The following is a 20350-nucleotide window of genomic DNA, read 5'->3' on the forward strand; positions in this document are numbered from 1 at the left end:
GATTGGGGCCCCGTTTTTGTGTTGCGCCACTCGAAAGGATGGATATGGAGAAAACCGCAGAGCAGCTGCGCCGCGAGCACATTGCCCTAGAGGGCGATACCCATGGCAAGAACAAATGGGCGATTCTGTTTACCGTGCTCATCATGACGTTTATGGCGTGTCTGGATTCGACCGTCGTGACCGTGGCACTGCCCGTGATGCAAAAGGAGCTGGGCGTGGGCCTCGACCGCATCCAGCTGGTGAGCTCGGTGTATCTGCTTGCGACATGCGTGGCTATGCTGCCGTTTGGCCGTCTGGGCGACGTGCGCGGCAAGGTGGGCGTATTCCAGCTGGGCGTCATCGTCTTTACGGTCGGCTCGCTGCTGTGCGGCCTTTCGGCCTCGCTCGAAGTTCTTATCCTGGCACGCATCGTTCAGGGCGTCGGTTGCGCGGCGGCCATGGCTAACAACATGGGTATCATCACCGAGTCGTTTCCGGCGCGCGAGCGCGGTCGTGCTATGGGTATCCTCGCGACCTTTGTGGCCCTCGGCATGACGTGCGGCCCCGTGCTGGGCGGCATGCTGGTGGCAAGCTTTCCCTGGGAGAGCATCTTCCTCATCAACCTGCCCATTGGCGTCATCTCGTTTATCGTGGGGCTTTACACACTGCCGCATGTTAAGCCGGAGGCCGGCGAGCGCCCCATGTCGCTGGCGGAGGCCGCGCGTCGCTGCTTTGCGAGTTCGGCTTTTACGATTAACTTGGCATGCATGCTTATCGTGTTCATCGGCATCGGTGCATCTGAGTTTGTGCTGCCGTTCTATTTCCAGGATGCCCATGGCTTTAGCTCCGATATTTCCGGACTGCTCTTTTTGGCGCTGCCGATGGTGAATGCCTTTATCGGCCCGCTTTCGGGTACGGTTTCGGACCGTGTTGGCTGCGAGGGTCCCACGGCGGTCGGCCTGGGTGTGTACGTATGCGGTCTCTTTGCGGTAAGCACGCTCAACGAGCATTCCTCCATCCCTGTGATCGTGTGCTGTGTCGCGTTTATGTCGTGCGGCACGTCGATTTTCCAGAGCCCCAACAACTCGCTGTACATGGGCTCGGCTCCGCGCGAGGCACTTGGCTTTGCAGGTAGCTTGGGCAGCTTGGCGCGCTATGCGGGCATGGCGCTGGGTATTACGGCAGGTTCGCATATCCTTTATGGGCAGATGAGCGTGGCGATGGGCGAGGCCGTGACCAGTTTTGTTGCAGGCCGTCCGGATGTGTTCCTATTCGGCTTTCGCTCGGTGTTCTACGTGCTTATGGCTGTGGCCGCTGTGGGCTTTGCGCTTGCCATGGTGCGTTTGGTGAAGATGCGCGCCCGCCATTAGCGTGTTGGGAGGCTGTCTGCCACGATTCGCGCCGTCCCAAAAAGACTGGTTTGTGGTGCGATGCGGCTTGTGGGGCGGGCGGGGGTCGGTCCGTGGTAGACTATCGAACAACGTTTATTAATCGCGCGGTATCGTTGCCGCGAGAAGGGGTTGCGCCATGCAGGAGCTTGAGGATCGTATTCGCCATGACGGCATCGTAAAGGCCGGTAACGTCCTTAAGGTTGATGCCTTCCTCAACCACCAGTGCGACGTTGAGCTGTTCGACCACATGGGCGCCGAGTGGGCCCGTCTGTTCAAGGATGTCGAGATCAACAAGATCCTGACGATTGAGGCTTCGGGCATTGGCATGGCTTGCATCGCAGCTCAGCATTTTGGCGGCGTACCGGTGGTCTTTGCTAAGAAGGCACAGTCCATCAACCTCGATGGCGAGCAGTATGCCACGACCATCTACTCCTTTACCAAGCAGAAGGAGTACCCGGTCATCGTTGGCAAGCGCTTCCTGTCCGAGGGCGACAAGGTCCTGATTATCGACGACTTCCTGGCCAACGGCTGCGCACTCGAGGGTCTTATCAAGATCTGCGAGGCTGCGGGTGCCGAGGTTGCCGGCATTGGCATCGCGGTGGAGAAGGGCTTCCAAGGCGGTGGCGATAAGCTCCGCGAGCGCGGCTTCCGCGTTGAGAGCCTGGCCCGTATCGCCGATATGGACTGCGATACCGGCGAGATCACCTTCGCTTAAGCGCGCAACACAAGCGATTGGTATGCGATGTGACAAAGGGACTTTCCCTTTGTCACATTTTTTGTATGAGGGGAGGTGTTGATATGGATGAGAACAAGATGGGATGGCGCGAGTATGCGCGCTATGCCGAGATGTCGGTTGAGGGGTTGGCACGCGACTGCGAGGTTCAGGTGTTTCGTGCGACGGGCCCGGGCGGCCAGGGTGTGAACACGACGGACTCGGCGGTGCGTATGAAACATATCCCTTCGGGAATTACCGTGACGGCGCGCGAGAGCCGTAGTCAGTTTCAGAATCGCGCGAGCTGCCTGCGTAAGCTGCGTGCAGAGCTTGAGCGTCGTGGCCGTCCGCCGCGCCGTCGCGTCAAGACCAAAGTGCCCCAGCGATCGCGCCAGCGCAGGCTCAACGACAAGCACTTCAATGCGATTAAAAAGGCTAACCGTCGCAAGCCGGGCGGGGAGGAATGATCTTCTCAATAAGTTGCGGTGAAATAGGGACTGTTTCGCGGCTTTAACTGCATAAACAGTCCCTATTTCACCGCAACTTAGGTGGGGTTAGCGGGTTGGGTGCCAGACTTGGAGGGCGCCGGGTAGGATGTCGACTTCGATGCGCGAGGCGACGATGGGCTCGCCGTCGGCCTGGATGGGGTAGTCGGGCTCCTCAAAAGTTAGCTCGGCATGGCGGCAGCGGCGCATGCGAACCGGTGGCAACTTGGTATGGTGGCCGTCCTTGGCCGAAAGGAACATAGGCAGGGCTACCGCGCGAGGGACGGGGCCGCAGGCGTAGCAGACGTCGAGCATGCCGTCGCAGGGGTCGGCATCGGGGCAGATGCGATAGCCCGAGCCATAGGTAGGACCAAGCTGAATCGCCATGATGATCGCCCTCACGCGCTCGGCGGGCGCGCCGTCAAAGCTGACTGTCATAGGATAGTTGCGATAGCGTAGGCCAAACTGCTCAAGTCCCGAGAGGGTGTAGAGCGGCGCGCCCGTCAAGCCGGTCTTTTTGCGCAGCTCGGTGGTGCTAAGGCCGATGGCAGCATCGATGCCGACCGAGAGCGTCTGGTCGTAGTACTCAACGGTAGCCTCGCCGCTGCCGCTCGCAGGGCTCCACGAGCGAATGCGCCCGATATCCTGACGCTGCAGCTCGCAGGTGAGCAGCGCGCCAAAATCCTTGCCGGAGAAATCGTCGATGCCGAGCGTCTGGGCAAAATCGTTGCCGGAGCCCACGGGCAGGACGGCAAGAGCGGGGCGGGCGTCCTCCTTTTGCGTCATAAGCCCGTTGACGACCTCGTGAATCACGCCGTCGCCGCCGAGTGCGATAACGGTGCGATAGCCCTGAGCCTGTGCGGCCAGCTCCTTGGCGTGTCCCATACGCTCGGTCAACACCAGGTCAAACTGGGATGCGCGTGCAGTCATGTCCAAAAAGCGTTGCAGGCGCTCGGCAACTTCGCGTGCCGCACCCGACTGGGCGGCTGGGTTGGCGATGATGAGCGTGCGACCAAAATCAGTTGCGTGCATGGGGCGACTCCCGGCGTGTGACATGACAGTGCGGTCGCGCTCAGGTCGAATTAGCCCCGATTGTGGCTGCACGGCGATTATTACATCTACTCTATCAGGTCGTTGTGGCGCTCGATAGCATCCGCTACCGTACCTCCCTCATCCACAATAAGCGAGCGGCGCTTGGGTGAGATGATGCGCTGGGCGGGGTACACGCCGCGGTGTCCGCCGGTTAGGTAGCTGATAAAGGCCACGATGACAAAGAACCCGGCGGCCGTGCCGTGGAACAGGTCGATGGCCATCATGCAGGTGGTGATGGGCACGTTGAGGCCGGCGCAGAACACGCCGAGCATGCCGAGAGCCGCCAGAAAACTGGGGTCAAGCCCGGTAAGGCAACCGATCCAGCCACCGAGTGCCGCACCGATGCCAAACAGGGGCGTGACCTCGCCGCCTTGGAAGCCCGCGCCCAGGGTAAGCGCTGTGACGACCAACTTGATGGCTGCGTCCGCCAGGGTGGCGTTGCCTGCAAATCCGGCGCTGGAAAGCCACGTGGAAAGGCCGGCGTAGTCCCAGGCGTCAAGGAGGGCATAGGCGGCCAAAACCACGAGTGCGCCCACGAGTGCGCGAGTAAGGTAATTGGTGATAAAGCGACCGTAAAGGCTTTTGACGGTTCGAACCGACCAGGCAAAGAGGCGTGCCGTCAGACCGAAGATAATGGCGCTGATAACAACGATGACAACCGTCCGTGGTGTCATGTTGGGAACGCTGGCGATGACATTCGCCTCGTACTCGGTTCCCAAGGCAAGTGACGTAAAGTAGCCGGTAAACGAGGCGACCAGGCAGTAGATGCCCGCGGTGTAGTCGATCTTGCCGATAAAGCACATCTCCATGCCAAAGAAAGCTCCAGCAAGGGGCGAGCCGAATACGGCGCCAAAGGCCGACGAGATGCCGGCGAGCATGAGGTCGTGGTGGTCATGTTTTTTGAGGTGGGCGAGGTTCGAGATGTTGCTGGCGATGGTGCCGCCAATCTGCACCGCGGCCCCCTCGCGACCGGCAGATCCGCCCGTTAGGTGCGTGAGCGTGGAGCAGACGAAGGTGAGAACGGCCATGCGCATATGGATGAGGCGTGTGCCCAGAGCGGAGTCGATGACCAGGTTGTTACCGCGTTTGGCGGCAAGGCCGTGGTTTTTGTACACCCATGCGGTGGCAACGCCCACAACGGGAAGCAAGGCGTAGACCCATGCATGGTGCTCGCGATAGTCGGTCGCGATATTCAGCGAGGTCAAAAACGCCCAGGCGGCAACGCCCATGGCGAGCGAGACGATGACGACGAGTGTGAGCAACTTGGCGCTCGCGAGTAGGTTGCGGGCGTTGCGGCGCGTGTCGGCGGCCAAGAGATGCTCGGAGCGGGTGAGCTGATGCCTGCCGGCCATGATGACGTCGTTCAGGGAGAAAAAGCCGCCGTCGTCGAGCGACTGAGAATGATCCTGCGCTTCGTTTGCGCTTTCGGGTTTGTCGGTAAAAGTCATACGTTCCTCTTTTGGGTTGCAACACGAGCATTATAAAACGCGGTAAACGCGACGAGCCGGTGGGTTGGTTTTGGTTTTGTTTCGCGGCTTGCGGCCGACAGATGTATTTGCGGGTACAGGCCAAGTCGCGGTCGCGCGTCGAGGGATTATACTGAGAGAAACATAAAGAATCGGCGCTTTTGTTGCGCGCCGCAGCATGCTAGAGGTGTATATGGCTGAGAAACTCATTCCGTTGGAGGACGCGCAGGCGATCGTCTTGTCGCACGTGAATCGCACCGAAGTCGTCGAGGTTCCCGTGTGGCAGGCCGCCGGTCTTCCCTTGGCAGAGGATACGGTGGCCGATATCGACATCTCGCCGTATGCCAACAGCGCTATGGACGGATATGCCGTGCGCTCGTCGGACTTGGCGCAGGCATCTGGCGAGGCGCCGGTGACGCTCGACGTTATCGGACACGAGGCTGCGGGCCATGTGTTTGAGGGCACAATCGGCGCGGGCGAGACGGTCCGCATCATGACGGGCGCGCCGGTACCCGAAGGTGCCGATGCCGTGGTGAAGTATGAGATCGTCGATGTGCTCGTCGGTGACGGCAACGAGGGTTCGCGTGTGAGGTTCTCGGTGCCTGCCAAGGTAGGGGAGAACGTTCGCTCTGCCGCCGAGGAGGCCCATGCCGGCGATGTTGTGATGCACGCCGGCGAGGTCGTGGCTCCGGCGGGCGCCGGCTTGTTGGCGAGCGCCGGGTATGCGAGCGTGAAGGTGCATGCCGCGCCGCGTGTGGGCATTATCTCGCTGGGCACGGAGCTGGTCGCGCCCGGCCAACTGCCGGCGCGTGGGCAGATTCGCGATTCCAATTCCTCGGCGTTAATGGCCGAGGCACTCGATGCTGGGGCCGACCCGGTGTTCTACGGCATTGCGCCCGACGACGAGCGGGCGATTGCCGAGCTGGTGCACCGCGCCGCGCAAGAGTGCGATTTTGTCATTACGAGCGGTGGCGCCTCGGCTGGCGACTACGACTACGTGACGGCGCTGGTTCGGCGCGAGGGCGAGGTGCTGTTCGATCGCATTTCGTTGCGTCCCGGCAAGGCCATTACGTTTGGCCTGCTCGGCGGCAAGCCCTATCTGGGGCTTTCGGGCAACCCCGCGGCGGCCTATGTGGGCTTTGAGATGCTCGCCCGCCCGGCGATTCGCAAGATGCGCGGCTTTGCCGAGGGTGCGCGTCCCGTGCAGCAGGCGGTTCTTACCCACGGCGTGAAGAAGCGACAGGACCGACGCTTCTATGATCGCGCCACGGTTGCGCGCGATGCGCAGACGGGTGAGCTTACGGTCACCGAGGCGCACAGCCAGAACTCGGCGCTGCTCGGAACCATGCAGCGTGCGAACTGCCTGTTGCGCATCAACGAGGGTCCGTGCGATCTTGAGCCGGGCGACGTCGTGGATGTCGTCCGAGTCGATCTGCCCGAGGGCACCGTGCTGTAGGAGGAGTGCTATGGAGTTGAAGATTTCAATCGTGACGTGCTCGGATACGCGCGATCTTGCCCAGGACGAGGCAGGCGCTGCACTCGAGGAGCTCATCGCGGCGCAGGGCTGGACGGTTGCCTCGCATACGGTGGTGCATGACGATGTTGACGAGATCGGTGCTGCCATTGTGGCTGCGGCCGACGATTGCCAGGCCAACGTGGTCATCACCTGCGGCGGCACGGGGCTTTCGATGCGAGACGTGACGCCCGAGGCGACGCGTGCCGTCTGCGACCGCGATGTGCCGGGTATTGCCGAGGCGATCCGTGCATACTCTATGACCAAGACGCGCCGTGCCATGCTTTCGCGCGCCGTGTGCATGCAGCGTGGGGCTGCGCTTGTCATCAACTTTCCGGGATCCACGAAGGCGGCTCGCGAAAGCTGGGAGGCCGTGAGCGACCAGCTGGAGCACGCGGCCCACATGGCGGCGGGCGGTGGACACGCTCGCTAAACTGCTTGCCTGTAGCGGAGTGACCTTATGGGTCGCTCCGCTTTTTTAAGCGGCGACAACGCGAGCGTCTTGCGGCTATCGGTATAAGAAATTATCAAACGATAATTTCTTATCACAAGCATTATTCGCGCTAAAGTATAATTCAATTACAGGATAAAGCCCGCGGCGGGGTGCCCGGGCGTAGCGCTCGAAAGGGTTGAACATGTTCGATATGGTTTCTCGCCGCGGATTCGTCTCGCTTTCTGCTGTCGCCGCTGCCGGCCTTGGCCTTGCTGGCTGCTCGGGCAACAAGACGTCTGAGCCGGCCGGCTCCGATGCGGGTTCTGCCAAGACTTCTTTCAAGAAGGCTGTCGAGCTGCAGGTATTTGCCGCCAACTCGCTCGAGAAAGCTCTGCCCGAGGTTCAGAAGCTCTACACCGATCAGACCGGTACCACCTTTGCCGACACGCAGTTTAAGGCGTCCGGCGACCTTGTCGAGCAGATGCGCGCCGGCGCTGCGGTGGACGTGCTCATCACGGCCTCTAAGGGCACTATGGATAATGCCGAGGCCGCCGAGCTCGTCGATGCCGACACGCGCGAGGACATGTTCGTCAACGACCTCGTGATTATTCGTGCCGAGGGCTCCGACACCAAGGTCGAGGCTATCGCCGACGTCGCGAGCCTGGACGGCAAAATCGCCATCGGCGACGCCAAGACCGTTCCCGCCGGCAAGTATGCCAACCAGGCGCTGGCTTCTGTTGGGCTCTACACCGGTACCGAGGGCGACGACGGTGAGTATGCACCCGAGCTCGCCGACAAGGTGGCTTTGGCCGACAAGGTCGGCACCGCCGCAGCTTACGTCTCTACGGGAGACTGCGTGGCCGGCTTTGTCTACAGCTCCGACATCTTCCGCTACGACGGCATCGAGGAGGCCTTCGTGTGCCCCGAGGATTCGCACAAGCCCATCGTGTATCCGGGTGCCGTTGCCGAGAGCTCCGAGCACGCCGACGAGGCCAAGGCGTTCATCGACTTCTGTCTGACCAACAAGAAGGCGCAGAAGATTTGGGCTAAGTACGGATTTGAGCTTTCCGCGTAGTGCGGCCTGGCGCGATAATTCCATCGTTTTGTGTTTAACTCCGTCCTTGTATTCTCTTGGAGCTTTTCGTGCTTAATAGATTCCGCATGCTTGTCGCCTGTGCTTTGACCTTCGCGCTTTGCTGGGTGCCAGGATTTGCGTTTGCTGGGGAAGCTGAGGACGGGGCTCAGGTTGCTGCGACCGCTCATGGGCTTTCCTATGGGATCGAGGGTTTTGAGCGGTTGGCCAGGGGGACCGCTCGTGCCATGGAGGGCCAGCCTGAGGGCTACCGGTTTCCCGTTGACGAGGACGTGGACCTTGTAGTGGCGCCTGCTGCCGATCGCGTTGTGGTGTGGGTATCGCCCAAGGCGGTCGAGAAGTACGGATTGGATCCGCAGGACAACGAGTGCGCATCGGGTCTCAAGGCTCTCGTCTGTGAACTCGACAGCGCAAACTGCATGGGAGGCGCACGGCTGGAAGACATGGATCTTCCTTGGTATGCCACGACGGAAGCGGCGTTTAATGTCGGTGGGTATACCTATGCCTTTGATGAGCGCGGTGCGAATGGGGACCGCTATGTGGTCATCGCATCAGCCTCGGGTGATGCCAAGGGCGGCGCGCGTTGGCTTGATAGCGCTCAAATCGTGGTAGCATCATCTGTTATGATGCAAGATGAACAGGAGCCCTTGGCGTCCCTTGTCGCCTTTTTGACCGGCATCGACTATCGCCCGCTTTGGGTGTCTATCAAAACGAGTGGCCTTGCCCTGGTGATTGCCTTTGCGCTGGGCCTGTTTGCCGCATGGAAGACTATGGGCACGACGAGCCGCGTGAAGGGCCTGCTCGACTCGGCCTTTACCATCCCCATGGTGCTGCCTCCCACGGTGTGCGGCTTTCTGCTCCTCATGCTGTTTGGCCGCTCGACCGGGGTTGGCCAGTGGCTTATCGCGCACGGCATCTCGATCGTCTTTACCTGGCCAGCGGCGGTGATATCTGCCGTGGTGGTGTCGTTTCCCCTGGTCTACCGCACGGCGCTCGGCGCCTTTGAGAGCCTGGACACGCAGATGCTCGACGCCGCGAGAACCCTGGGGTGGTCCGAGCGCCGTATCTTTGCCAAGCTTATGATGCCACTCGGCTGGCCCTCGATCGCCGCCGGTACGGTGCTCGCCTTTGCCCGTGCGATGGGTGAGTTCGGTTGCACCCTCTTCTTTGCGGGTAACTATGCCGGTATTACGCAGACCATCCCCATCGCTATCTACTTTGAGTGGATGGGTGGCAACATCCCAGTTGCCCTCTTTTGGGTTGTCGTCGTGATTGCGTTTAGTTTCCTGGTCATCCTGTTTATCAACATGTACACCGCGCATTCGCAAAAGTATCGCGAGCGGGGCCTTTCCCGTGCGGAGCGCAAGCGGGCCAAAGAACTCGCCGATACGGACGATTCGCTCGACCCGGTGGGCGGCGATGCCCTGCGTATCGATCGCGAGGCGCTGGCCGAGCTCATGCGCGATGATGCCACTCTGCAGGGAGGTCGATAGGCCATGTCGATCGTTCTGGATATCAAAAAGCGCTATCCCGGGTTTACGCTCGATATGCAGCTTGAGGCTGGAGAGGAGCGCGTGGCGCTGCTGGGCGCCTCGGGGTGCGGCAAGAGCTGTACGCTACGCTGCATTGCCGGTGTGGAGACGCCCGACGAGGGCAAGATCGTCGTCAACGGCGTGACCTTTTTTGATTCGGCGGCGGGCATCAACCTATCGCCCCAGGAGCGTAAATGCGCCCTGCTGTTCCAAAACTATCAGCTGTTTCCCAATATGACGGTGGCCGATAACGTGTGCGCCGGCGTACAGGATGCGGGTGACGTCGCTGCACGCAAAAAGCTCGCCGAGCGCTATCTGGGCATTTTTGGTCTGTCCGATTTTGCCGACCGCTATCCCGCACGCCTCTCGGGTGGTCAGCAGCAGCGCGTGGCGCTTGCGCGCATGGTGGCGGCACACCCGGGCATTTTTATGTTCGACGAGCCCATGAGCGCGCTCGATGCCTACCTTAAGAGCGCGCTCGAGCAGAACATGCTCGACCTGTTCGACGTGTGCAACCGCACCGTGCTCTACGTGAGCCACGATATCGACGAAGCGTGTCGCCTGTGCCAGCGCATTTGCGTGATGCATAACGGGCATGTGGAGGAGATCGGCTCCGTCGAAGATGTGGTCCGCCGGCCGCAAACCTTGGCCGCGCTGCGCTTGACGGGCTGCAAGAACACAAGCCGGGCGTGCAAGATCGGCGACGAAGAAGTTGAGGCTCTCGACTGGGGCATGACCTTTAATGTGGGTCGCGAGGTTCCTGATGATGTGGCGTACCTGGGGATTCGCGCAAGTTACTTCCATGTTGACAACCGTGCCGAGCGGGGTCGTAACAGCTACGACTTACACGTGGCCCGGGTGAGCGATTCGCGCTTTGAGCGGCTGGTGCTGTTGGACGTGCCACGTGTCGATGCACCCACGCGTCTGCAGTGGAAGGTCAACAAGGTGAGCGTGGCTTTCGACGAGCTGCCGCAGGCCGACGAGACCTTGCGCATGCATTTTGATGCGAGCAGGATTCATTTGGTTTGTCGATAGCGCCGGGTAATGCCGTCGGGGATATAGGCCTCGGCGGCTTCGTCTTGCCGTTCGCCGAATGAGGGATGACAAACTCCTATCAATCAAGATAATTATTTATTAAACGACGGCACACGATGCTGTCGTACGAATGTCAACGGTGTTCGCATGGTCGATGACCGTTGATATAGTTGACCTTAACTTGTAAAGGAGGGTGCGCGCATGCCACAGACGACATACATTCGCCGCGTTGCCGCGCGTGCCCTATATATCGCTCGGAGCCGCATATGAGCAGGTATGTTCACGGCTCCGGGAGAGACGACGCACAACTAAATAGTCAACCGCAAAGCAGGTTCCCCAAAATTCCGGGTTTGAGCACGGCAGGGCAATCGCCGCCCGTCGTGCACCGATACCGCTGTTATCCGTTTTTGGTTCGAGAGGGGAACCGTCATGGCTGAAGAATTCGATTTCCATCCGATGTGGGAGAGCCTCGGCATGAATCTTGCCGACCACGACATGCTGCTGGGCGCCGTGGGCCAGATGTACGGCGATATGTTCTTGACGCAGAACAATCGCCCCAAGTCCACGTCCTACCTGGACTTTGTGGCCACCAACATCCACAGCGGCCGTATTAAGGAGATGCTCGACAAGAAGGAGGCCGGCGAGGCCACCAAGATCGTGGGCTCGTTCTGCGTGTACGTGCCCGAGGAGATCGTGCTTGCCTGTGACGGCATTCCCGTTGGTCTGTGCTCGGGCGCCGATTGGGCAACGGATAAGGTCGAGGAGCATCTGCCGCGCAACACCTGCCCGCTTATCAAGAGCTTTGCCGGCTTTAAGCTGGGCGAGGTCTGCCCCTACATTGAGTCGAGTGACTTGGTGGTAGGCGAGAACACCTGCGATGGCAAGAAGAAAGCCTACGAGTTTTTTGCCACGCAAAAGAACATGTACGTCATGGATATTCCCAACGTACACGACGAGTCAACGCTCGTGACCTGGAAGGCCGAGGTCAAGAAGCTCGCCGCCAAGATCGAGGAAGAGTGCGGCGTCACGATTACGCCTGAGCGTCTGAAGGCCGCCATCCACGCCGTCAATGAGAAGCGTCGCGCCCTGCAGCGCCTCGCTGCCACGCGCGCTGCCGACCCTGCGCCCATCAGCGGTCTTGACAGCCTGCTGACCGTTCAGGCCGCCTTTATGGACGACACGCCACGTCTGACCGGAGCCATTAACGATATGGCGGCTGAGTGCGAGCAGCGTGTCGAGGCCGGCGAGGGCGTGGCGCCCAAGGGGACCAAGCGCATTCTGTACACCGGCACGCCCATGGCCGTGCCCAACTGGAAGCTGTTCAACCTTATCGAGAAAGCCGGCGGCGTTGTGGTAGGCGAGGAGTCCTGCACGGGCTCGCGCTACTACAAGGACCTGGTCGACGAGTCCGGTGAGACGGTGGACGAGATGCTCGATGCCATCGCCGAGCGCTACTTTAAGATCAACTGCGCCGTCTTTACGCCCAACGACCAGCGTATGAAGGACATTGTCCAGATGGCCAAGGACCTGCATGCCGACGGCATCGTCGACGTGGCCCTGCAGTTCTGCACGCTCTATGAGATGGAGTCGTTTGCCGTGGAGAAGGCCGCCGAGGAAGCCGGCATTCCGTTTATGCACATCACGACCGACTACGCCGGTGAGGATGCAGGCCAACTGCAAACCAGGATCGAGGCCTTCTTGGAAACCATTTAGGGCTATCCGTCCCGGCGGCTTTCCCAGGCACCCGATCTTGCCGTTCAAACCGTCGCTTGCGTGCGAAAGTACGCGGCGCGCCTCTTTCACGGCAACCTCGGGCACCTGGGAAAGCCGCTTCCTTGGTTGGTTAAAAGGTTTAGGAGTTATATGTCGGAAAATATTGAGCAGCCGTTGCCCAGCACGTTTGAGGAGTTCAACGAGCAGCGCAAGGCCGCGTTTATTCGCGTTAAGGATTATAAGCAGGCGGGCAATCGCCTGGTCGGCTTTTTGTGCAGCTATACGCCGCTCGAGATTATCGATGCCGCGGGGGCCGCAAGTGTCGCTCTGTGCGGTACGTCCGATGAGGTGATCCCCGAGGCCGAGAAAGTGCTGCCGGCAAATCTGTGTCCGCTCATCAAATCGACGTACGGCTTTGCCTACTCGCAAAAGTGCCCGTTTACGTACTTTAGCGACATGATCATCGGTGAGACCACCTGCGACGGCAAGAAGAAGATGTACGAGCTCTTAAACGAGCTTAAGCGCACGCACATTCTGCATCTTCCGCAGGGTCGCGACCGCGCCTACGAGCGCGAGGGCTGGTACGAGGAGTGCCGCCTGCTCAAGGAGGAACTCGAGGGCTTCTACGGCATCACGATTACCGACGATGACCTGCGCGCTGCCGTCCGTCGTCGCAACCGTTTGCGTGCGGCTCAGCTCGAGATGTTTGCGCTGCAGGCCAACCAGCCGGCGGCCATGAGCGGCGTCGACCTGATGAGCACCATGTTCGCTGGTACGTTCAGCTTTGATATCGAGGCCTATACGCAGCAACTGGAGCAAAAGGTTGCCAAGCTGCGCGAGGCCTACGACGCGGGCGAGCGCCCGGTTGCGGCGGATGCCAAGCGCATCCTGATCACCGGCTGCCCCGTGGGCGGCGTGATCAACAAGATCGGTCGCACCATCGAGTCCAACGGCGGCGTGGTCGTGTGTATGGATGACTGCTCGGGTGAGCGCACGGCGGCCATGATGGTCGACCCGGATGCGCCCGACATCCTGCGTGCGATCGCCGACCGCTACCTGGATATCAACTGCTCGGTTATGACGCCCAACGACGGTCGTATGGAGAACACGCTGGCCATGTGCGAGAAGTATCACGTCGATGGCGTAGTGGAGAGCGTGCTCCAGGCGTGCCACACCTTTAACGTGGAGAGTGCACGCATGCAGGAGGCCGTCGAGGGTGCGGGTATTCCGTATATGAAGATCGAGACCGACTACAGCAACGGCGACATGGGCCAGATTGAGACCCGCATCGCTGCCTTCATCGAGACCCTCTAGCTTCCTCAGGCACCGGATCTTGCCCCTCAAACCGTCGCTTGCGTACCAAAGTACGCTGCGCTCCTCTTTCGGGGCAACCTCCGGCACCTGAGAAACCTAGAGCTAAGGCGCCTGAATGCGCCGCTGTCTTTGATGTTTGGATTAGGAGAGAGCCATGATAGGGATCGGGATCGATATCGGGTCTACGGCGGCTAAGGCTGCTGTGGTCGATGGCGCGGGTTCGGTGACGTGGACGTGCGTGCAGCCAACCGGGTTCTCCTCGGTCGATGCGGCCGAGCGTCTGCGCGGTGAGCTCGCCGCAGCCGGCTATGACGTGGCGGGCGACGATGCTCGCGTGGTCGCGACTGGCTACGGCCGTGTCGCCGTGCCCTATGCGCATAAGGTCGTGACCGAGATTACCTGCCACGGTACCGGTGCCGTGCACCTGTTTGGCGATCACGGCACGGTGATTGACGTGGGCGGCCAGGACACCAAGGTCATTCAGCTTAAAAGTGGCCGCGTGGCCAAGTTTGCCATGAACGACAAGTGCGCCGCCGGCACGGGGCGCTTTTTGGAGATCATGGCCGACCGCCTAGGCATTTCCCAGCAGCAGATGGCAGACCTCGCCCGCACCGGCGAGCCTACCAAGATCAGCAGCATGTGCACGGTGTTTGCCGAAAGCGAGGTTATCAGCCTGATCGGTCGCGGTGAGCCGCGCGAGAACATTGCGCGTGGCGTGATCGATAGCGTGGTCTCGCGCGTGGCGACCATGGCCGGGCAGGCCGCGGGCGCCCCGTACTACCTGACCGGTGGCCTGTGCGAGAACGCCTTCGTGGTGGAGCGGCTGGCAGCGCTGCTGGGGTCGCCGGTCACCACCTCGCCCCAGGCCCGCTTTGCCGGTGCCATCGGTGCGGCGATTCGCGCACAGGCGCTCAATTAATGCATCCGCTGCAGGCTCGCATTCATGCGTATACTGGGAGAAAATGATTGACCGATGAGAGGAGGTATCGATGGCTGACGATCAGATTAAGCTCACGTCTATGACTGCCGCGAGCGGTTGAGCCGCTAAGTTGGCTCCCGGAGCCCTCGCCCAGGTCCTGGGCGACTTACCCAATGTGCATAACGACAACCTGCTCGTGGGGTTCGATACCTCCGACGATGCGAGCGTTTTCCGCGTTGGCGAGAACTTGGGTCTCGTGCAGTCCATCGACTTCTTCCCGCCGATGGTCGACGATCCCTATCTGTTCGGCCAGATCGCCGCGGCCAACTCGCTGTCGGACATCTACGCCATGGGCGGGCGGCCGAGCCATGCCATGAACTTGCTGTGCATTCCCAATTGCCTGGGCGTTGAGGTTGCCGGGCAGATTCTGGCGGGTGGCGCCGACAAGTGCGTCGAGGCCGGCTGCTCCATCGCGGGCGGTCATACCATCAACGACGACGAGCCCAAGTATGGCCTGTCCGTGAGCGGCTTTGTCGCGCTCGACCGCATGCTCGCCAACAGCGGCGCGCACGTGGGCGATGTTCTGCTGCTGACCAAGGCGGTCGGCTCGGGCATCATCACCACGGCCATTAAGGGCGAGCTCATCGAGCAGGACGAGGCCGCAGCCATGTTTGACTCGATGCGCACCCTCAACGAGGCGCCGATTCGTCTGGCCGAGGGACTTGAGCTTCACGGCTGCACCGATGTCACGGGTTTTGGCTTGATCGGGCACGCGTGCGAGATGGCCGAGGGCTCGGGTGTGCAGATCGAGCTTACGTCGGGGGCGGTGCCGCTCTTTGATCAGGTGCTCGACATGGCACGTCTGGGCATTATCCCCGCGGGTTCCTACCGCAACCAGGACTTCTTTGGCCCGCGTGTGGCTGCCGACGAGGACCTGGAGCCGGGTATGTTAGATGCGCTGTACGATCCGCAGACCTCGGGTGGTTTGCTCATCGCGGCGCCTGCTGCCGATGTGGATGAGCTCGCGCACCGTCTGCATGCTGAGGATCGCATCGCTGCCGTTATCGGTCGCGTATGCGAGGCGGTGCCGGGCGGTCCTGCCGTTCGTGTTGTTCATTAAGGAAAACCGTTTATGCGACCGTCCGTTGTTCTGGGCGGTCCCTTTTGAAAGGAAAAACTATGTCTACCAAAATTGAAGTTAATACCATGGGCGATGCCTGCCCGCTGCCCGTCGTCAAGACGCTCAAAGCTCTGAAGCAGCTTGATGGCGAGGGCGCTGTGGTGACCTCGGTCGACAACGAGACCGCCGTCAAGAACATCTCCAAGATGGCGCAGGAGAAAGGCTGCACGGCCTCGGTCGAGAAGGTTTCTGACGCCGAGTGGCACGTGACCGTGGCGACCTCTGGCGCCGTTGCCGTTGCCGATCCCGAGCAAGATGGCGCTGCCTTCTGTGATGCCAGCGCCGGCAAGGGCAAGCTCGTCATTTCCGTCTACACCGACTGCATGGGCCGCGGCGACGACGAGCTGGGCCACAAGCTCATGAAGGCCTTCATCTTTGCCGTGACGCAGCAGGAGGAGCTGCCCGCGACCATGCTGTTCTACAACGGCGGAGCCAAGCTCACCGTCGAGGGCTCTCCGGTGCTCGACGACCTGAAGGGGCTGGCTGAGCAGGGCGTCGAGATTCTCACCTGTGGCACCTGCCTCGACCACTATGGCATTAAGGACCAGCTTGCCGTGGGCGAGGTCACGAACATGTATGTGATCGTGGAGAAGATGGAGCAGGCCGTGCGCGTCGTGCGCCCGTAGCGTATTGGTTGGAGTTGCCATGAGGGAGAAGCGCCCGGCGCTTGTCATCACGTTTCCCACCACGGCGGCCGCCATGGGCTGCGAGTCCCTGTGCATCGAGCGCGGCCTTCCCGGGCGAACGATTCCCGTGCCCGGGGAGGTCGCTGCCGGCTGTGGTCTGGCGTGGAAAGCGTTGCCTGCCGATGAGGAGCTGCTGCGCGGCGAACTCGCCGCGGCGGGCGTTCCCACCGAGGGCTATACCATGATTGATATGTGGGAGGTCGTGCGATGATCTACCTGGATAACGCGGCGACGACCATGCACAAGCCGCAGACGGTCATCGATGCCGTGACGCAGGCGATGTGCTCGCTCGGCAATGCCGGGCGCGGCGCCACGTCGGGTGCCCTCGATGCCGCTCGTACGATTCACGGTTGCCGTGCCAAGCTCGCGCGCTTGCTGGGCTGCCCGCGGGCTGATCATGTGTGCTTTACGCCCAACTCCACCGCGGCGCTCAACACCGCCATCAACGGCGTGGTACGTCCCGGCGACCGTGTGGCCACGACGGTGCTCGAGCACAATTCTGTGCTGCGCCCGCTTAACCGCCTGGCGGCAGAGCGGGGCGTGATCGTTGAGCATGCGGGCTGCGACGCGAACGGTGCGCTCGACTACGAAGAGCTTGAGCGGCTGGTGACGCCGGGCACACGTGCCGTGGTGGTGACGCACGCCTCCAATGTGACCGGCAACGCGGTCGACATTGCGCGCGTGGCCGCCATGGCCCATGCGGCCGGTGCGCTCGTGATCGTCGATGCCTCGCAGTCTGCCGGCACGGCGCATATAGATATGCAGGCCATGGGGCTCGACGTGGTGTGCTTTACCGGCCACAAGGGGCTCATGGGTCCGCAGGGGACCGGCGGCCTGGCCGTGGCGGAGGGCATTGACGTGGCCCCCTGGGCCATGGGCGGTACGGGCGTGCACAGCTTTGATCCACTACAGCCGCTTGAGTGGCCCACGCGCCTGGAGGCGGGCACGCTCAACGGTCACGGCATCGCGGGACTTTCCGCCGGTCTCGACTTTATCGAGGCGCAAGGCGGGGTCGAGGCGATTGCGGCGCATGAGCGAGCACTGGCGGATCGCTTTCTCGCTGGCGTGCGCGAAATCCCGGAGATCAAGCTCTACGGTGCCTTTGACCAGCCCGTGCGCTCGGCGATCGTTTCACTCAACGTGGGCGATATCGATTCGGCCGAGATTTCGGACGCGCTCATGCAAGGGTGGGGGATTGCGACGCGCCCCGGCGCCCACTGCGCTCCGCTCATGCACCGCGCGTTGGGGACCGAGCGCCAGGGTGTCGTTCGCTTCTCGTTTGGGTATTTCAACACGGACGAGGAAGTTGACGCCGCGATTGAAGCTTTGCGCGATTTAGCTTGCTAAAGCGTATATACTTGCGGGATGGGCCTTTTGCCCGTCCCGTTTTTGTTTCGACCCGAAAGGTGGTCCCATGGCCTCATCCGCGCCGCGCGGCCTGCGCTCCGACCATGTCGTTACCGTCGGTATCGCCCTGTTCTCGATGCTCTTTGGCGCCGGCAACCTTATTATTCCGCCGCTGCTGGCGCTGCAGGCAGGTTCTGCCACGCCGGTCGCCATGCTCGGCTTTCTCATTGCCGCCATCGGCCTGCCCGTCATGGGCTTTATCGCCGTGGCACTTGCCGGAACGGCGCGCGAGCTTGCCGGCCGTGTGCATCCCAAGTTCGGCGAGTTCTTTGTCGCGGCGGTGTATCTGGCTATCGGCCCGTGCCTGGCCATTCCGCGCACGAGCTCCACGGCCTTCGAGATGCTGGTGCCGCTGCTGCCCGAGGGCGTCTCGCTCGCCACGGCTCGCCTGGTGTTTGCCGTCGGATTCTTTATCGTCGCATTTGCGCTCACGCTGCGTCCCGGCGTCATCACGCGCGTGCTCGGCCGCATTACGGGCCCCGCGCTCATTGCGCTCATCGTGCTGGTTGTGGGCGCCGCCGTGGTCTCGCCGCTGGGTCCCGCTGCCGCGCCACAGGCTCCCTACGATGCAGGCGCCGCCGTGCAGGGCTTTTTGACCGGCTATCAGACCATGGACCTGCTCGCGTCGCTCGCCTTCGGCATCATCATCGCCGAGACCATTCACGAGCTTGGCGTGACCGACGACAAGCGCGTCGCTTTTGAAATTTCGCGTTCCGGTGTGATCGCCGGCGTGCTCATGGCCATCATCTACTGCGGCTTGGGCCTAGCCGGTATGCAGCTCGGCACCGTGATGCCCGACGCTACCAACGGTGCCGCCATCCTCGCCCGCTCGGCCTCCATGCACTTTGGTCTTGCCGGCACGGTCGTGGTCTTCGCCATCTTCTTCCTCGCCTGCATGAATGTGTGCATCGGCCTTATCAGCTGCTGCTCGCGTTACTTCTGCGAGACGTATGTGGTTAAAGGGGGAGCGGATGCCTCCGAGGAGGCCATGCGCCGTCCCTTTGCGGTTCTCGCCTTTGTGTTCGCGGCGTTCTCGTGCGTGCTTTCCAACGTGGGTCTCGACATGATCCTCATGTTCTCGGTGCCTATGCTCAACGCCCTGTACCCCGTCGCCATCGTGCTGGTACTGATGGGCCTGGTGCACGGTTTTTGCGATGCGCATCCGCAGGTGTGGGTCTGGGTCGGCGGCGTTGTCGCGGTCCAGAGCGTGATCACCTCGGTCCGCGATGCGTTCTTTACGGGCGCGTGGCTGCCGTTCGATGCGTTGCCGCTGGCAGATATCGGTGCTGCGTGGGCACCGGTTGCCGTGGTTGCCTTTGTGATCGGTCTGCTCCATAGTCGTTTTGTCGCACATTCGAGGAGCTAAGGCATCAATGCTTGCACAGGCGGGGAGTCTCCCCTATAATTTCCTTCGCTTTGGGACACGCAAGGTTTAGACCTTAGCTGCTCAACACCTTCGGGACGTGGCGCAGTTTGGTAGCGCGCCTGCTTTGGGAGCAGGGTGTCGCAGGTTCAAATCCTGTCGTCCCGACCATATCTTGCGGGCGTAGTTCAATGGTAGAACCCCAGCCTTCCAAGCTGATGACGCGGGTTCGATTCCCGTCGCCCGCTCCATAAGATAGACGAACGGTTCTGGTTCCTTTTGGGACCAGGGCCATTTTTGTAAGTGTGCGGGGTGACGGGAATCGATGCCGCCCCACATCCCCTCCTAAGTTGCGGTGAAATACGGACTGTTTTTTGGCTTTTATGGCCCATGTAGTCCGTATTTCACCGCAACGATTTGTAAGGTTGGATTTTGATGCCGTTGGGAGGGTCGTAGCGACCGTCTACCGAGAGTGGAAATATTTTTTGAAGCTTTGACCTGCGGCGTCAAGCTTTTGGTCAGCTTTTGGCAAGGCCTGCGGACGGAAGCATGCGATAGCGTAATGGTATTCTCTCCGCCGTGATGGTTATGGGGTTGGCCATGCTCGATAAAGGCAAACATTTTCCGCAGTCATATGCAAGGATGCTATTCTCGGCCGTTGGAATTCATCAAGATGGACAGCTGCTTATAACAATTGATCCTTGGGATGAACGCCGTGCGCGTGAGCTTATATTAGATGCTAAAATTTGTAATTAAGAAGGAGTGATTACATGAACAAAAATATAAAATACTCTCAAAACTTTTTAACGAGTGAAAAAGTACTCAACCAAATAATAAAACAATTGAATTTAAAAGAAACCGATACCGTTTACGAAATTGGAACAGGTAAAGGGCATTTAACGACGAAACTGGCTAAAATAAGTAAACAGGTAACGTCTATTGAATTAGACAGTCATCTATTCAACTTATCGTCAGAAAAATTAAAACTGAATACTCGTGGGTTGATTTTCAATCTCAACGCAACAGCCTGAACGGGC

19 protein-coding genes, 2 tRNA genes and 1 pseudogene are annotated in these 20350 nt (G+C 60.7%); 20 read left to right on the top strand and 2 right to left on the bottom strand.

What is annotated here, in order from left to right:
- Positions 1–44 precede the first annotated feature (44 nt).
- From DW925_RS05995 to DW925_RS06005, 3 genes are all read left to right on the top strand, one after another.
- Positions 45–1349, top strand: coding sequence for an MFS transporter (locus DW925_RS05995; protein ID WP_117715978.1), 1305 nt, complete (start codon positions 45–47; stop codon positions 1347–1349).
- Between the two features lie 157 nt (positions 1350–1506).
- Entirely contained in the window at positions 1507–2085 is a 579-nt protein-coding gene (locus tag DW925_RS06000) for a xanthine phosphoribosyltransferase (protein WP_117790618.1), read from the top strand.
- 83 nt (positions 2086–2168) lie between these two features.
- The gene (locus DW925_RS06005; protein WP_369831813.1) at positions 2169–2549 is read left to right on the top strand and encodes a peptide chain release factor-like protein; all 381 of its coding nucleotides are present in this window, start codon (positions 2169–2171) and stop codon (positions 2547–2549) included.
- A gap of 87 nt (positions 2550–2636) precedes the next feature.
- Here the strand turns inward: DW925_RS06005 and DW925_RS06010 are convergent, their stop codons facing one another.
- Together DW925_RS06010 and DW925_RS06015 are read right to left on the bottom strand one after the other, a co-directional pair.
- Complete coding sequence (locus tag DW925_RS06010; protein WP_117715980.1) at positions 2637–3599, bottom strand: diacylglycerol kinase family protein; 963 nt, start codon at positions 3597–3599, stop codon at positions 2637–2639.
- Between the two features lie 86 nt (positions 3600–3685).
- A complete protein-coding gene (locus DW925_RS06015) occupies positions 3686–5107 on the bottom strand; it encodes a chloride channel protein (protein WP_199412150.1) in 1422 nt (473 codons plus the stop codon).
- Positions 5108–5318: 211 nt separating this feature from the next.
- Here DW925_RS06015 and glp point away from each other — a divergent pair, with 211 nt between their 5' ends.
- The 17 genes and pseudogenes from glp to DW925_RS06095 form a co-directional block, all read left to right on the top strand.
- Complete coding sequence (gene glp / locus DW925_RS06020; protein WP_117716130.1) at positions 5319–6581, top strand: gephyrin-like molybdotransferase Glp; 1263 nt, start codon at positions 5319–5321, stop codon at positions 6579–6581.
- 10 nt (positions 6582–6591) lie between these two features.
- Entirely contained in the window at positions 6592–7071 is a 480-nt protein-coding gene (locus tag DW925_RS06025) for a molybdenum cofactor biosynthesis protein B (protein ID WP_117715981.1), read from the top strand.
- Positions 7072–7273: 202 nt separating this feature from the next.
- Positions 7274–8146, top strand: a complete 873-nt coding sequence (gene modA, locus DW925_RS06030) for a molybdate ABC transporter substrate-binding protein (protein ID WP_117715982.1) — start codon at positions 7274–7276, stop codon at positions 8144–8146.
- A gap of 245 nt (positions 8147–8391) precedes the next feature.
- Positions 8392–9657, top strand: coding sequence for a molybdate ABC transporter permease subunit (gene modB, locus DW925_RS06035; RefSeq protein ID WP_233508956.1), 1266 nt, complete (start codon positions 8392–8394; stop codon positions 9655–9657).
- A gap of 3 nt (positions 9658–9660) precedes the next feature.
- A complete protein-coding gene (locus tag DW925_RS06040; RefSeq protein ID WP_117715984.1) occupies positions 9661–10731 on the top strand; it encodes a sulfate/molybdate ABC transporter ATP-binding protein in 1071 nt (356 codons plus the stop codon).
- 429 nt (positions 10732–11160) lie between these two features.
- Positions 11161–12444, top strand: coding sequence for a double-cubane-cluster-containing anaerobic reductase (locus DW925_RS06045; protein ID WP_117584066.1), 1284 nt, complete (start codon positions 11161–11163; stop codon positions 12442–12444).
- 150 nt (positions 12445–12594) lie between these two features.
- Complete coding sequence (locus DW925_RS06050; protein ID WP_117790619.1) at positions 12595–13758, top strand: double-cubane-cluster-containing anaerobic reductase; 1164 nt, start codon at positions 12595–12597, stop codon at positions 13756–13758.
- A gap of 154 nt (positions 13759–13912) precedes the next feature.
- Complete coding sequence (locus tag DW925_RS06055) at positions 13913–14677, top strand: acyl-CoA dehydratase activase (protein ID WP_117715986.1); 765 nt, start codon at positions 13913–13915, stop codon at positions 14675–14677.
- A 70-nt stretch (positions 14678–14747) separates the two neighbouring features.
- Positions 14748–15797 carry a selenide, water dikinase SelD gene (gene selD, locus DW925_RS06060; RefSeq protein ID WP_117790620.1) on the top strand — a complete coding sequence of 350 codons (1050 nt, stop codon included), beginning with the start codon at positions 14748–14750 and terminating at the stop codon, positions 15795–15797.
- Between the two features lie 59 nt (positions 15798–15856).
- Complete coding sequence (gene yedF, locus DW925_RS06065) at positions 15857–16483, top strand: sulfurtransferase-like selenium metabolism protein YedF (protein WP_117715988.1); 627 nt, start codon at positions 15857–15859, stop codon at positions 16481–16483.
- 19 nt (positions 16484–16502) lie between these two features.
- Positions 16503–16754, top strand: a complete 252-nt coding sequence (locus DW925_RS06070; protein WP_117790621.1) for a DUF3343 domain-containing protein — start codon at positions 16503–16505, stop codon at positions 16752–16754.
- Entirely contained in the window at positions 16751–17890 is a 1140-nt protein-coding gene (locus tag DW925_RS06075; RefSeq protein ID WP_117790622.1) for an aminotransferase class V-fold PLP-dependent enzyme, read from the top strand. Before DW925_RS06070 ends, DW925_RS06075 begins: the two co-directional genes overlap by 4 nt.
- A 67-nt stretch (positions 17891–17957) precedes the next feature.
- On the top strand, positions 17958–19316 hold the full coding sequence (brnQ, locus tag DW925_RS06080; protein WP_117790623.1) for a branched-chain amino acid transport system II carrier protein: 1359 nt from the start codon (positions 17958–17960) through the stop codon (positions 19314–19316).
- Positions 19317–19407: 91 nt separating this feature from the next.
- Positions 19408–19484: transfer RNA gene (locus DW925_RS06085), tRNA-Pro, on the top strand.
- Between the two features lie 6 nt (positions 19485–19490).
- A tRNA-Gly gene (locus DW925_RS06090) sits at positions 19491–19564 on the top strand.
- Positions 19565–19913: 349 nt separating this feature from the next.
- The gene (locus DW925_RS10130) at positions 19914–20069 is read left to right on the top strand and encodes a hypothetical protein (RefSeq protein ID WP_158565752.1); all 156 of its coding nucleotides are present in this window, start codon (positions 19914–19916) and stop codon (positions 20067–20069) included.
- Positions 20070–20083: 14 nt separating this feature from the next.
- Positions 20084–20311 (top strand): annotated as a pseudogene (locus DW925_RS06095) (rRNA adenine N-6-methyltransferase family protein); the annotation flags it as partial.
- Positions 20312–20350 lie beyond the last annotated feature (39 nt).

This window comes from Collinsella sp. AM43-1, from assembly GCF_003467925.1.
Taxonomy (GTDB): Bacteria; Actinomycetota; Coriobacteriia; order Coriobacteriales; family Coriobacteriaceae; genus Collinsella.

Coding starts and splice junctions, on each gene's coding strand:
- DW925_RS06040 (WP_117715984.1), top strand. CDS start 9,661: ATGTCGATCGTTCTGGATATCAAAAAGCGCTATCCCGGGTTTACGCTC.
- DW925_RS10130 (WP_158565752.1), top strand. CDS start 19,914: ATGCTCGATAAAGGCAAACATTTTCCGCAGTCATATGCAAGGATGCTA.
- DW925_RS06000 (WP_117790618.1), top strand. CDS start 1,507: ATGCAGGAGCTTGAGGATCGTATTCGCCATGACGGCATCGTAAAGGCC.
- DW925_RS06010 (WP_117715980.1), bottom strand. CDS start 3,599: ATGCACGCAACTGATTTTGGTCGCACGCTCATCATCGCCAACCCAGCC.
- yedF (WP_117715988.1), top strand. CDS start 15,857: ATGTCTACCAAAATTGAAGTTAATACCATGGGCGATGCCTGCCCGCTG.
- DW925_RS06070 (WP_117790621.1), top strand. CDS start 16,503: ATGAGGGAGAAGCGCCCGGCGCTTGTCATCACGTTTCCCACCACGGCG.
- brnQ (WP_117790623.1), top strand. CDS start 17,958: ATGGCCTCATCCGCGCCGCGCGGCCTGCGCTCCGACCATGTCGTTACC.
- glp (WP_117716130.1), top strand. CDS start 5,319: ATGGCTGAGAAACTCATTCCGTTGGAGGACGCGCAGGCGATCGTCTTG.
- DW925_RS06050 (WP_117790619.1), top strand. CDS start 12,595: ATGTCGGAAAATATTGAGCAGCCGTTGCCCAGCACGTTTGAGGAGTTC.
- DW925_RS06025 (WP_117715981.1), top strand. CDS start 6,592: ATGGAGTTGAAGATTTCAATCGTGACGTGCTCGGATACGCGCGATCTT.
- DW925_RS05995 (WP_117715978.1), top strand. CDS start 45: ATGGAGAAAACCGCAGAGCAGCTGCGCCGCGAGCACATTGCCCTAGAG.
- DW925_RS06055 (WP_117715986.1), top strand. CDS start 13,913: ATGATAGGGATCGGGATCGATATCGGGTCTACGGCGGCTAAGGCTGCT.
- DW925_RS06075 (WP_117790622.1), top strand. CDS start 16,751: ATGATCTACCTGGATAACGCGGCGACGACCATGCACAAGCCGCAGACG.
- DW925_RS06005 (WP_369831813.1), top strand. CDS start 2,169: ATGGATGAGAACAAGATGGGATGGCGCGAGTATGCGCGCTATGCCGAG.
- modB (WP_233508956.1), top strand. CDS start 8,392: ATGGAGGGCCAGCCTGAGGGCTACCGGTTTCCCGTTGACGAGGACGTG.
- modA (WP_117715982.1), top strand. CDS start 7,274: ATGTTCGATATGGTTTCTCGCCGCGGATTCGTCTCGCTTTCTGCTGTC.
- DW925_RS06045 (WP_117584066.1), top strand. CDS start 11,161: ATGGCTGAAGAATTCGATTTCCATCCGATGTGGGAGAGCCTCGGCATG.
- DW925_RS06015 (WP_199412150.1), bottom strand. CDS start 5,107: ATGACTTTTACCGACAAACCCGAAAGCGCAAACGAAGCGCAGGATCAT.